General features: G+C 54.7%; 12 protein-coding genes. 3 read left to right on the top strand and 9 right to left on the bottom strand.

The window, feature by feature from the left end:
* Nucleotides 1-35: 35 nt before the first annotated feature.
* The 9 genes from recC to rppH all read right to left on the bottom strand — a co-directional run bounded on the left by recC (nt 36) and on the right by rppH (nt 10001).
* A complete protein-coding gene (gene recC / locus BH712_RS22270; RefSeq protein WP_006811811.1) occupies nt 36-3410 on the bottom strand; it encodes an exodeoxyribonuclease V subunit gamma in 3375 nt (1124 codons plus the stop codon).
* 12 nt (nt 3411-3422) lie between these two features.
* Nucleotides 3423-3746 (bottom strand): prepilin-type N-terminal cleavage/methylation domain-containing protein, encoded by a 324-nt coding sequence (locus BH712_RS22265; protein WP_032674029.1) that lies wholly within the window; start codon nt 3744-3746, stop codon nt 3423-3425.
* A complete protein-coding gene (locus BH712_RS22260; protein ID WP_032674030.1) occupies nt 3731-4129 on the bottom strand; it encodes a DUF2509 family protein in 399 nt (132 codons plus the stop codon). Before BH712_RS22260 ends, BH712_RS22265 begins: the two co-directional genes overlap by 16 nt.
* Nucleotides 4126-4686, bottom strand: coding sequence for a prepilin peptidase-dependent protein (locus BH712_RS22255; RefSeq protein WP_006811814.1), 561 nt, complete (start codon nt 4684-4686; stop codon nt 4126-4128). Before BH712_RS22255 ends, BH712_RS22260 begins: the two co-directional genes overlap by 4 nt.
* Entirely contained in the window at nt 4677-5141 is a 465-nt protein-coding gene (locus BH712_RS22250; RefSeq protein ID WP_006811815.1) for a prepilin peptidase-dependent protein, read from the bottom strand. Before BH712_RS22250 ends, BH712_RS22255 begins: the two co-directional genes overlap by 10 nt.
* 184 nt (nt 5142-5325) lie before the next feature.
* Nucleotides 5326-6120 carry a thymidylate synthase gene (gene thyA, locus BH712_RS22245; RefSeq protein ID WP_006811817.1) on the bottom strand — a complete coding sequence of 265 codons (795 nt, stop codon included), beginning with the start codon at nt 6118-6120 and terminating at the stop codon, nt 5326-5328.
* Between the two features lie 6 nt (nt 6121-6126).
* Nucleotides 6127-7002: a prolipoprotein diacylglyceryl transferase gene (lgt, locus tag BH712_RS22240; protein ID WP_003862787.1), complete on the bottom strand. Its 876-nt coding sequence runs from the start codon at nt 7000-7002 to the stop codon at nt 6127-6129.
* A 209-nt stretch (nt 7003-7211) separates the two neighbouring features.
* Entirely contained in the window at nt 7212-9458 is a 2247-nt protein-coding gene (gene ptsP / locus BH712_RS22235) for a phosphoenolpyruvate--protein phosphotransferase (protein ID WP_006811818.1), read from the bottom strand.
* Between the two features lie 12 nt (nt 9459-9470).
* Entirely contained in the window at nt 9471-10001 is a 531-nt protein-coding gene (rppH, locus tag BH712_RS22230; protein ID WP_003862791.1) for an RNA pyrophosphohydrolase, read from the bottom strand.
* 683 nt (nt 10002-10684) lie between these two features.
* On the opposite strand from rppH, the gene mutH reads away from it, so the two are divergent.
* From mutH to BH712_RS22215, 3 genes are all read left to right on the top strand, one after another.
* Complete coding sequence (gene mutH, locus BH712_RS22225) at nt 10685-11377, top strand: DNA mismatch repair endonuclease MutH (RefSeq protein ID WP_006811820.1); 693 nt, start codon at nt 10685-10687, stop codon at nt 11375-11377.
* Between the two features lie 128 nt (nt 11378-11505).
* Nucleotides 11506-11724, top strand: coding sequence for a YgdI/YgdR family lipoprotein (locus BH712_RS22220; RefSeq protein ID WP_003862794.1), 219 nt, complete (start codon nt 11506-11508; stop codon nt 11722-11724).
* 132 nt (nt 11725-11856) lie between these two features.
* Complete coding sequence (locus tag BH712_RS22215; protein WP_006811821.1) at nt 11857-12897, top strand: NADP(H)-dependent aldo-keto reductase; 1041 nt, start codon at nt 11857-11859, stop codon at nt 12895-12897.
* The last annotated feature ends 40 nt before the right edge of the window (nt 12898-12937 follow it).

Below are 12937 nucleotides of genomic sequence, written 5' to 3'. Positions count from 1 at the left end.
TGAACACCTCATGCTGCGCAATTTTTATACAGCACTCAGGACTGATTAAATTTGAACAACGGTAACAGGTAGCGTTGCGCCTCTTCCGTGATAGTGTCGAAGTATTCTGGCTCCAGCGTTCGCCATAAACGTTGATACCAGACATCGTCGCCTTCCCCACGTACCATCATGTTCCCTTCGTAGGCCTGCAAAAACTTGCTGCGCGCTTTCTGAAGCGAAGCCTCATCCGTTAACATGGCATCATTCTTCGCGTCATAACAGGCTTTTATCCATGCCCCCCCACTTTCAGGCAGCACAAGCAGAGGTTTGTTCATGCCCTGACGGTAACCTTCAATATAAAGCGACAAATACGTCAACGCCTGCTCAGGCTCCATCGGCGGGAAGCGCCACTCGCCGTCCTTGCGTACAAACAACCGGCTTTCACCTTCGTAACCACTCGCACTGTAGACAAGATGTTCGAGCCAGAGTTGCAGGCCATGTGCAACGCTGAGCATGGATGGGCGCCAGCGCAACAGCCCGTCGGACTGCACGTGCGTGAGCCAGCCGCTGAGGTGCACACCGTTACAATCGAGATCAATTTCAATGCTGCTCGCTGGCTGCCGACACGCGATAACGCGGTCAGCAAGCGCTCGCATCTCTTCGCACTGGGCATCCCAGACGATTTCGCCGAATGCACCATACGGAAGTAATCCCGACGCCCTGTAACGTCTGAACAGTTTGCTGGCATCTTCTTCGTCAACCAGCGCATTCAGAAGCTGGGAATTAAGCTTAAAACGCTCCAGGCCATCAAGAATAAACGGTTCCGCATCGGGGATTTCGCTCTCTTCCGAGCGGAAATTCACCTGCAAGCGTTGCTGGAAAAAAGCCCGAACCGGGTGCGTCCAGAAGCGCTGTAGCTGCTCAAACGTAAGGGTGTCCATGGCGCGCGGTTCGAGCGCCTGAATGAAATCGGTTTGCGGCGTCCCCGCTTTCTTCGCGGCGGGAAGCCACTCGCGGGCGTAGCTTTGCAGTTCATCAGGAACGTAGTTGACAGGATCAAACGGCATACGGCTGTGGTGACAGGTGATATGCGCTTTGACCCGACGTTCGCTTTCGTCGCAGTTACAGGCTTCATCGCCCGGCAGATAGTGGCTCTGTCCGATGTAGTCCACCAGCTCCTGCACCAGCACAGACGGGAAACGCTCGCTGTTGTCCTGAATTGAACGACCGATATAGCTGATATACAGCCTGCTTTGCGCAGAAATCAGCGCCTCAAGGAAAAGATATCGATCATCATCGCGGCGGCTGCGGTCGCCACGCTTCGGTTGTGCGCTCATGAGATCAAAGCCCAGCGGCGGCAGCGCACGCGGGTAAATACCGTCGTTCATGCCAAGCAGACAGACCACTTTGAACGGGATTGAACGCATGGGCATCAGGGTACAAATATTCACCGGCCCTGCCAGGAAGCGCTGGCTGATGCGCTCCTGATCGAGACGTTGCGTCAGCTCATCACGCAGAAGTGAAAGGGGAACCGCCTCGTGATAGTGCGAATTAACCCCCTCATCAACGATGGCCTGCCACTGCTTCTCGATAAGCGCCATGGCGGCTTCCGTTTCGCTGTCCGGCAGGAAGAAATCATTCAGCATTTCGCGGCAAACTGGCAGCCACTCTTCGAGCGGGCGAGGCTGCATCAACGCACGGCGCCAGCGGTTAAGCTGCATCAGCAGCGAGGCCAGGTGCCCCACCAGTTCCGCGATTAACCCACTGGACTCATCGTAGGGCAGCACGTCATTCCATTCGCCGTGGATGCTTTCCATCGCATACCCCAGCAGCATACGCGTCAGGCCAAACTGCCAGGTATGCTGCCCGGTCGCAGGCAGCTCGAACTCCTGGACGTTATCATCGTCAATACCCCAGCGGACACCGGATTCGTTGACCCACTGGCGCAGGTAGCGCAGCCCCTCTTCGTTAATGTTGAAACGTGCGGCCAGAACAGGCACATCCAGCAATGCCAGCACATCCTCAGAGATAAACCGGCTATCGGGCAGCGAAAGCAGGCTAATAAAGGCCTGTAGCGCCGGGTGTGACTGACGAGCGCGGCGGTCAGAGATCGCGTAGGGAAGATAGCGGTCGCCCGTTGCGCTGCCAAATACCGCCTGAATGAACGGGCTATAGCTGTCGATATCCGCCACCATCACCACGATATCGCGCGGTGTCAGGGTTGGGTCATCCTGCAACATGGCCAGCAGACGGTCATGAAGAATTTCAACTTCACGCTGTGGGCTGTGGCAGACGTGGATCGCGATACTGCGATCGTCAGGATCTAGTTTTCGCTTCTTATCGCTTCGCGCAAACTCCTCGGCGGTGATCCCGGCAACGGCACGGTTTTCTAAATCCAGAATATCGAGCTGAATATTGTGTAGCAGGCTGTCCGGCGTAATATCTGCAAACGCATCCACATCCCCTTCTCCCGAGGAGGTGATATCTGAAAGCAGATAAATATAGTCGCGTCCCAGCTTGCCCCACGAGGCAAGCAGCGGGTTCGGCAGGTTCTGAATCCCCTCTTCATCAAAAAGCTGCGCCGCGTTTTCACTGTCTTTAAACAGCGGCACGGCGCGTTCCTCAAAGAGGCGTTTTCTCTGGCGGGTGACCAGACGTGAAAGCCAGCGCGGATCCTGAATATCTCCCCAATAGTGCCGACACGGGTTGGTAAAAAGGATATGGATATCAGTGTGCTTACCGAGCGCTTTTAGCGCATTCAGGTAGACAGGCGGCAGCGCGGAGATCCCGCAAATGAACACGCGTGACGGCAAACGGGCTGGCCGTTCTGCGCTGTTTTCAAGTATCGAGATAAAGCGATCGTACAAGTTAGCACGATGCCACTTCGGCTGACCGAGTTTCCCGGTATGCTCGACCAGCGCTTTCCAGAGCGGCGCCTGCCAGATTTGCGCTTCCGGCAACCCTTCGACTAATTCTCCCGCTTCCCAGCGAATCAGCCATTCTGCACGATAAACCAGATACTGGTCGTAGAGGTCGGCGGTGCGTGAGGCCAGCTGAAAGAGTTTACGCTTGTCGGTGTCGTCATTCAGGTAGTGGCGCAGCATGGCGAACTCATCATGCGCCAGCATGTCCGGCAGCAGCGTCATCAGTTTCCAGGCCATGCTTTGTTTGTTGAAAGCGCTCTGCTCAGGGATATCCGGCAGAACGCGAACAAACATCTCCCAGATAAAGCTCGCGGGAAGCGGAAAATCAATGTTCGCCGCAATACCAAATTTCTGCGAAAGGGACATTTGCAGCCACTGCGCCATACCGGTGCTTTGCACCAGCACCATTTCTGGCTCAAACGGATCGTCAAGACGCTCTTGCTCAACGATATACTCCATCAGTGCTTCCAGCACATCCAGACGATTTGAGTGGTAAACCCTTAGCATAAACGCTCCCGACTACCGGCTAACCGGGCAATGCAGACGCGTCAACGCACTCTGCCGCCCCATAGGAGAAATAAGTGTGACCGTGATGCTGACACATCCGGACTGTGTTGTCTGCCCCCGACTGACCTGCCAGCCCGGCGGGAGCGTCACTGTTGAGATCTGCGACTGATTCCACGCATGATGCCATAGCTGACGATACTGGCTAAGCGCCGCAAACCGTGATGCCAGCGCGCGATGATAGCCGGATAACGCCGTCACAACCATAACCAGCAACATCATTGCCAGCAAAACCTCAACCATGCTAAATCCTTTTTGCCTGCTCAGGGTAACTGACATAGCGCACTTTCCTTAAGGGGACAGAAATCACTCCAGCCGTGGGCTGAAAAGCGTATCTGCCCTTCCGCGATGTCCCCACCTCGCCATAGCAACAGATCGTCATTTCCGGCAATAAGCAAAACACGCTCTCCAGACAGCCTCACACAGACCCGCAAACGTTGTGTCTGTTTGCACTGAACCTCTGGCTGTAAAGCCCAGCCCTGAACGCGTCCCCACTCCAGTGCAGATTGCACGGCAGCCTGCTGTCGAACAGACTGACTCTCCCCACTCACCAGCGTACTAAAGGTTTGCAGCTGCTGATTTAATCCGGTGAGGATCAGCGTGCCGAGCACCAGTAACAGCAGAACCAGCGCCAGCGATGACATACCCCGTTGACGATTCACAGATTAAACCCTGTTACGGTGTGGCGGGCCGAAAAAGGTGAGGTCAGTTCACCTTTGAGGCGGGCACGTAGCTCAATACTGACTACCGGGGCGAAGCCAGCATGATCGGTTTTAGTGACCATAAACTGCTCTATCAGGATCCGATCGGGGTCAGTGAGCTTATTCCACCCCTTACCTTCACAGGAGGTGGCGCCCCGCAGCGTTTCGAGCGCCCCTGACTCAAGCCGGAATCCCGTTCTGTCATTTTCTGACGCGGAGCTATCCCACTGGCCGTTGCTGTTTGCATCCCATTGCACAATTACACATCGTCCTTGCCTGCCGATGAGTATCCCCTGCCCCTGGCAATGCCCTGCACAGTATCCTGCTCTCTGAAGCTGTTTACCGATCGCGAACAGACGTTGCCAGACCTCATCCTCCAGCGTCTGTTGCCCGGATTGCAGTAAAACACCCCGCTGTAGCCCCGGTAAAAAACGTGACGTGCTGAGTAACAGAATGCTGCTTATTGTCATCGCAATCAGCACTTCCAGGAGGGAGAACCCTTTTCGATTTACTGGCATACACCCTCTCCCGCAGCATTACAGAGCCTGATACGTCCGCCATTTGAGACAATAACCCACCACGCACCAGCGCGGCTCTGCACGCGGATATGTCCGGCCCACGCGGTATCCCTTAAGCCGTAAAATCCCAGCGCCGGTGTAATGTCGCTTATCGTGACGCCGGGCCACAGCGGCTTCATCACGAACGGGCCGCCGCTGTCACAACCGGAAGCCGCAGAACTCACCAGACAGTCCTTTTCACCGTCGTTATGCAGCGCAATCTTGTGCTCGCTGTTGTGACGGTTAGCGTCATTGCGCAAAAACACCAGGTAATCCCGCACCTGGCAGGCGGTTTGCCAAAGCCGCTGCCGCTGTTGCCAGCTGTCCCAGCCATAGAGCCCTGTGGCGCTAAGGATCACGACCAGCGAGATGGCGATAAGGGTTTCGATAAGCGTGAAGCCATGTTCGTTTTTCATGGCAGGAGTGTGGCGGAATAGCAGAAACGGTGCGAGCGTCAAACCAGAACATTACGAGCCTGTTTCCAGAGATTTTCACCCCTTGCAACGCGTTGCATCATCTCTGGAAACAGGCTCGAAAAATAAAACGGGCGTGAAAAAAAACCGGCGCTAAAGAGCACCGGTTGTGTCAGGATTTGCCGTATCAGATGGCGACAGGAGCTTTAATGCCGGGATGCGGGTCGTAGCCCTCAATCTCGAAATCATCAAAACGGTAATCGAAGATCGAGTCCGGTTTACGTTTGATCACCAGCTTCGGCAATGCACGCGGTTCGCGCGTCAGCTGGAGGTGCGTCTGTTCCATATGGTTGCTGTAAAGGTGGGTATCACCGCCCGTCCAGACAAAATCGCCGACTTCGAGATCGCACTGCTGCGCCATCATGTGCACTAACAGCGCGTAGCTGGCGATGTTAAACGGCAGGCCGAGGAACACATCGCAGGAACGCTGATAGAGCTGGCAGGAGAGTTTGCCATCCGCCACGTAAAACTGGAAGAAGGCATGGCAAGGTGCCAGCGCCATTTTATCCAGTTCACCCACGTTCCAGGCAGAAACAATGATACGGCGCGAGTCCGGGTCATTTTTCAGCTGATTCATGACGGTTGTGATCTGGTCGATATGGCGACCGTCCGGAGTAGGCCACGCGCGCCATTGCTTGCCGTAAACCGGCCCAAGGTCGCCGTTTTCATCTGCCCACTCGTCCCAGATGGAGACATTGTTTTCATGCAGATAAGCAACGTTGGTATCGCCTTGCAGGAACCAGAGCAGTTCATGAATGATTGAGCGCAGATGGCAGCGCTTCGTTGTCACCAGAGGAAAGCCTTCTTGCAGATTGAAGCGCATCTGGTGGCCAAAAATGGAGAGCGTCCCGGTACCGGTGCGGTCGTTTTTCGGCGTGCCCTCGTCGAGCACTTTTTTCATCAATTCAAGATACTGTTTCATGATTCCTCAGGAAAGTTGTTGCTGTGGACGACGACGATACGCCCAAATCATCATAATGGCACCCGCGACAATCATCGGGATGGAGAGGATTTGCCCCATGCTGATGTACTGTACCCATTCGCCGGTAAACTGCGCATCCGGCTGGCGGAAGAACTCGACGATGATACGAAACGCGCCGTAGCCAATCAGGAACAGACCAGAGACGGCCCCCATTGGGCGCGGTTTGCGGATATACAGATTCAGGATGATAAACAGCACCACGCCTTCCAGCGCCAGCTCATAAAGCTGAGACATATGGCGCGGCAGAACGCCGTAAGTATCGAAAATAGACTGCCACTCAGGATGCGAAGGCAGCAGCGCGATATCCTCTGCGCGAGAGCCCGGGAACAGCATGGTAAACGGCACGCTCGGATCGACACGCCCCCACAGTTCACCGTTGATGAAGTTGCCCAGACGCCCTGCGCCCAGCCCAAACGGAATTAGCGGCGCAATAAAGTCAGCCACCTGGAAGAAGTTCCGTTTGGTGCGTCTGGCGAAGATCACCATAACCAGGATCACACCAATCAGCCCGCCGTGGAAGGACATGCCGCCGTCCCAGACGCGGAACAGATAGAGAGGGTCGTTCAGGAATACCGGGAAGTTATAGAACAGGACATAACCGATGCGGCCGCCCAGGAAGACGCCGAGGAAGCCAGCATACAGCAGGTTTTCCACTTCGTTCTTCGTCCAGCCGCTGCCCGGACGACTGGCGCGACGGCCAGCCAGCCACATGGCAAAGACGAAGCCCACCAGGTACATCAGACCGTACCAGTGAAGCGCGACGGGTCCTATAGAGAAAATTACCGGATCGAATTCCGGAAAATGCAGATAACCACTGTTCATCTGTCACCACAAGATGTTGTTATTCCGCTGAAAGTGGACAGCGGGTGAATTGCATTCCCGCCGTTGGCAGGTGCTCCAAAGTTGCGAATCATAGCATAAGGCAGGCGCGGAGGATGCGCCTGAGATGTAAAAGATGTGTATAGGGTTTTATGCGTGCAGGTCTCCCCTCACCCTGGCCCTCTCCCCAAAGGGGAGAGGGGGGAAAGGCTTTAGCGACCACCGCGGATCAAACCGCCCATACCGCGTCGTTCCATAAACGCTGCCACCTGATGGCGCACTTCGGCTGCCAGCTGTGCTTCCAGGCTACGCGCGGCCAGTTCACGCGCCTCATCTTGTTCGATATGACGTAACAGGTATTTCACCCGCGCGACGGTACGTCCGTTCATTGACAGGTGACGGAAACCGAGGCCAATCAGGATCGCCACGCACATCGGATCGCCAGCCATTTCACCGCACAGGCGCAGGTCGATATTATGCTGCTCGGCTTCGCGGGCGATCATCGCCAGGGCACGAAGCATCGCCGGGTGCAGGCTGTCATAGATGCTGGCAACGCGCGTATTGTTGCGATCGACCGCCAGAATGTATTGCGTTAAGTCGTTGGTGCCAACGGAGATAAAATCAACGCGGGTCGCCAGCTGCGGCAGCATAAAGACCATCGAAGGCACTTCAAGCATCACGCCGATACGGGGTTTAGGGATCGCATAGCCGATCATCTCTTCCACTTCGCGCCCTGCACGTTCTATCAACCGCCGCGCTTCGTCGATCTCGTCAATACTGGTGACCATCGGCAGCAGAATACTGAGATTCCCCGTGGCAGCGTTGGCGCGCAGCATCGCACGAACCTGGATAAGGAAGATTTCAGGCTGATCGAGGGTAATGCGGATCCCACGCCAGCCGAGGCAGGGGTTCTCTTCACTGATGGGCATATAAGGCAGTTGCTTATCTGCGCCGACGTCCAGGGTGCGCAACGTGACGGGTTTATCGTTAAACATCTGCAACATGCCCTGATACTGCGCAACCTGCTCCTCTTCTGAAGGGAAGCCGCTTTGCAGCATGAACGGTATTTCGGTGCGGTAGAGACCAATGCCATCAATGCGGCTGCCGAGCTTTTCTTCGTGCTCGGGGCTTAAGCCAGCGTTGAGCATCACCTTCACCCGCTCACCGCTTTTCAGATGCGCGGGCAGGTTGACGTCGTCTTCCGCCAGCTTGCTTAATTCATTTTCTTCGCTGATAAGACGCTGGTACTCCTGGAGGAGAACCGGCTCAGGATCCACCAGCAACTCACCGCGATATCCATCCACCACCAGCGTGCGGCGATGCAGTACGGAAGGCTGAATATCCGCCCCCATCACGGTCGGAATACCGAGCGCGCGCACCATAATGGCGGCATGCGAGTTCGCAGCGCCATCACGCACCACCACGCCCGCCAGCCTGTCCTGCGGTAACTCCGCCAGCGTTGTTGCCGAGAGCTCGTCGGCGACCAGCACAAACCGGTTCGGCCAGGCATTCGCCCCCTGAATAGTATCATCGAGGTGGAACAGCAGACGTTGCCCAAGCGCGCGTAAATCGCCAGCGCGCTCTTTCAGATAACCGTCAGTCAGCACCGCAAACTGCTCGGCAAATTTTTCTATGACCTTTTTAACCGCCCACTCTGCCACCGAACCTTTATCGACCTCGGCAAACAGCTCCCGGCGCAAACGCGCATCGGAAAGCAGGTGAGAGTAGAGATCGAAAATAGCCGCCGTCTCTTTTTGCGCGCCAGCGGCAAAGCGTTTGCTGTAGCGACGAAACTCATTCGCCGCCTCTTCCAGCGCCGCGGTAAGCCGCTCGCGCTCAAGCGCTTCATCGAGCGTAGAGGCTTCGTAGACCTGCTCCATCAGCGGCAGCGTGGCATCCATCCAGCCTTCGGCGATAGCGACGCCCGGCGAAGCCGGAAGCGCGCGGATACGCGTATGACGATACTGACCAAAAAGGGCTGCCAGCTGGGACTGAGAGAGGATCGCAGCCATCTGCGTTGCCAGCGTGACGAGGAAAGACTCCTCACTTTCGTCGTACTGGCGCAACTCTCGCTGCTGGACAACAAGCACGCCGAGCAGTTGACGGCGCTGAATAATTGGCACGCCAAGAAACGCGCGGAAACGCTCCTCTTTAACGGAAGGGATATATTTGAAGCTGGGGTGTTTTTGCGCATCGGCAAGGTTGATGGGCTCCGCCAGTCGCCCGACCAGGCCAACAATACCTTCATCAAACGCGAGCGTGACGGTGCGTCCCCGTGGTTTTTTTAAACCGCGGGTTGCCATCAGGTAGTAGCAACGTCGGTCATGGTCGGCCAGATAGACCGAACAGACCTCGGTTTCCATCGCAAGACAGATGTCCGTCACCAGAATATTCAGCGCCTCGTTGAGGCGAGGCGCACTGGCAACCTTTTCAACTATTTCTCGCAAGCGGGTGAGCATGATTTGCGTAGCTTAACCTCTTTTACGTCGCCAGGCAGGTGCGCTCTGTGGCTTCGGAGGGGTCTCCTGAAGCTGCATAACGACACTTGCGAACTCTTTCATCACCCTACGGTATACATCGCGCTTAAATGACACGACCTGACGAACCGGATACCAGTAACTTACCCAGCGCCAGCCATCAAACTCTGGCGTACTGCTGGTTTGCATATTGATATCTGAATCGTTGCCTACCAACTGCAAAAGAAACCACTTCTGTTTCTGGCCGATACAAACCGGCTTTGTGTCCCAACGCACCAAACGTTTCGGTAACTTGTAACGCAACCAGTTGCGGGTCGAAGCCAGGATGCGAACATCTTTTCGGCTTAAACCAACCTCTTCAAACAGCTCCCGGTACATCGCTTGTTCTGGGGACTCTCCAGGATTGATCCCGCCTTGCGGGAACTGCCAGGAGTGCTGACCATATCGCCGGGCCCACATCACCTGGCCCTGACGATTACAAATTACTATTCCTACGTTTGGGCGGTAGCCATCGTCATCAATCACCGGACTACCCCAAACTAAATCTGATATATGAATGATTGTTTCACACTACAGGGAGGCGGTAAACCACTCTCTTACAGGCCTGCAACCTAATAACATTTGAATAACTCACAATTTTGCCAGGAGTTATGAACAGATGCAGGCAATCGAGACCATTTTTATTCACTTTTTCTGTGGATAGAGTTGTGAAGAAGTACGGAATTACCGATGAACAACCTTGTAGCCCGATGAGTCATCAGTTTATCCATATTAAAATAAAACATCTATATTCAATTGGTTAAACTGAAACCCAGGGTGCTAAAGGCGATTAACGTGACGATTGTCACATCAAAGATCCTCCTGCTGATGAAAGATCGAACAGCGTCGGTTTTATCCACAGATTGTGCCAATAAGTTAGGCACAATTTGTGTGAAAATTCGATTTTCATCGCACGTCAAGGCTGTAAATTGAAACAGTAGTGGCGGTTATTCCCAGTTATCCCATTTTTCTGTGGATAACATGGTGTAAGATCCTGTTTATTGTCAGTGACCAGAATTGCACAACCTGTTTTTTTGCGGCGCCATGACGGAATAAATCCTGAAAAAGATGATATAAATCATCCACATGGAATATGTACTCAGAAAAAGGTAAACTCTATCCACAAGGGATAAAATATCAGCTCATTTTTTAACCAGAAGGTTGTTAGCATGCATTCTCTCGCCCCCCTGCTCTCCCCTCCCGTCAGTGAAGTGCAATTGCTCCAGCAGGCACAACGTCTGGCAGGCTATTCACTGGGTGAGCTGGCCGTGATGGCGGGGTTGACGATACCCAACGATCTGAAGCGTGATAAGGGCTGGATTGGCGTGTTGCTGGAGCGCTGGCTGGGCGCAAGCGCGGGCAGTAAACCCGAGCAAGATTTTGCGGCGCTGGGCGTTGAGCTAAAGACGATCCCCATCGATAGCCAGGGGCGGCCGCTGGAAACGACCTTTGTCTGCGTTGCGCCACTAACGGGGAACAGCGGAGTGACATGGGAAACCAGTCACGTCAGGCATAAGCTGAAGCGGGTGTTGTGGGTACCCGTTGAGGGCGACAGGCAGATCCCGCTGGCAGCGCGTCGCGTTGGGGCGCCGCTGCTCTGGAGCCCGAACGAAGAAGAGGAGAGACAGCTTTCCCAGGACTGGGAGGAGTTGATGGATATGATTGTGCTGGGACAGGTTGAGAGGATCACCGCCCGGCATGGCGAAGTACTGCAACTTCGTCCCAAAGCCGCCAACAGTAAAGCGCTCACTGAAGCGGTAGGTGCCAAGGGGGAACCGATCCTGACGTTGCCGCGCGGTTTCTATCTCAAAAAGAATTTCACCGGGGCGCTGCTGGCACGCCACTTCCTGTTGAAAACATAGTTTTTTACTAATTTTGCGCTCCGGCTAACAGAATCTCCTCCTTTTTAAGATTTCCCCCCTTTCACCTGTCGTAATATCAGGTTATTACTACACTATGATTTGATACGAGCTAGGTGAGGATGAGAACGATGAAAAAATGGGCAGTAATTATCTCAGCAGTCGGTTTAGCGTTTGCGGTATCGGGTTGTAGCAGCGACTATGTCATGTCAACGAAAGATGGTCGTATGATCCTGACCGATGGCAAACCCGAAGTCGACGACGATACCGGTCTGGTGAGCTACCGCGATCGCGAAGGCAATCAAATGCAGATTAATCGCGACGAAGTCTCCCAGATCATCGAGCGTTAAACAGATAAAGGTCAGTAGCTTGCTGGCCTTTTTGATTTTTTCCTTCCCCTTTTGTCTTCCCTCTGCCATGTTTATATTCCTTTGTCGGGAGGTTCCTGACGCGGTCTGTATGTCTAAAAAAGGAAAGCGGCTATGCATTATCACCGTATCCCCCACAGCGCTCTGGAGATCAGCCAACTGGGGTTGGGCACCATGACATTTGGTGAACAAAACAGCGAAGCCGATGCCCATGCACAACTCGATTACGCCGTCAGCCAGGGCATTAACCTGATTGACGTGGCAGAGATGTACCCTGTTCCTCCACGCCCGGAAACACAGGGTCTTACCGAAACGTATGTCGGCAACTGGTTGGCGAAACGCGGCAATCGCGAGAAGCTGGTCATCGCCTCTAAGGTTAGCGGCCCCTCCCGTAATAACGATGCCGGGATCCGCCCTAACCAGATCCTCGATCGCAAGAATATCCGTGCCGCGCTGGATGCCAGCCTCAAGCGCCTACAAACCGACTATCTCGATCTTTATCAGGTGCACTGGCCGCAGCGTCAGACGAACTGCTTCGGTAAGCTTGGCTACACCTGGAACGAGAGTGCCCCGGCCGTTAGCCTGCTGGAAACGCTGGAAGCGCTTACGGAGTGCCAGCGCGCGGGTAAGATCCGCTACATTGGTGTGTCCAACGAGACGGCGTTTGGCGTGATGCGCTATCTGCATCTGGCCGATAAACACGACCTGCCGCGCATCGTGACCATTCAGAACCCGTACAGCCTGCTGAACCGCAGTTATGAAGTGGGTCTGGCGGAAGTAACGCAGTACGAAGAGGTGGAACTGCTCGCCTACTCATGTCTGGGCTTCGGTACCCTGACGGGCAAATATCTGAACGGCGCGAAACCGGCTGGCGCGCGTAACACGCTTTTCAGCCGCTTCACCCGCTATAGCGGTGAGCAGACGCAAAAAGCCGTTGCGGCCTATGTGGATATCGCGAAGCGTCACGGGCTGGATCCGGCGCAGATGGCGCTGGCCTTTGTACGTCGTCAGCCGTTTGTGGCGAGTACCCTGCTCGGCGCAACGACGATGGATCAGTTGAAAACGAATATTGAGAGTTTCCATCTGAACCTGAGTGAAGAGGTGTTAGCGGAGATTGAAGCGGTGCATCAGGTTTATACCTACCCGGCACCGTAATAAAAGCAAAACGGCAACGCACGTTGCCGTTTTTAGGGTT

This window comes from Enterobacter hormaechei ATCC 49162, assembly GCF_001875655.1.
Taxonomy (GTDB): Bacteria; Pseudomonadota; Gammaproteobacteria; order Enterobacterales; family Enterobacteriaceae; genus Enterobacter; species Enterobacter hormaechei.
This window is presented reverse-complemented; position numbering and strand designations above follow the sequence as displayed.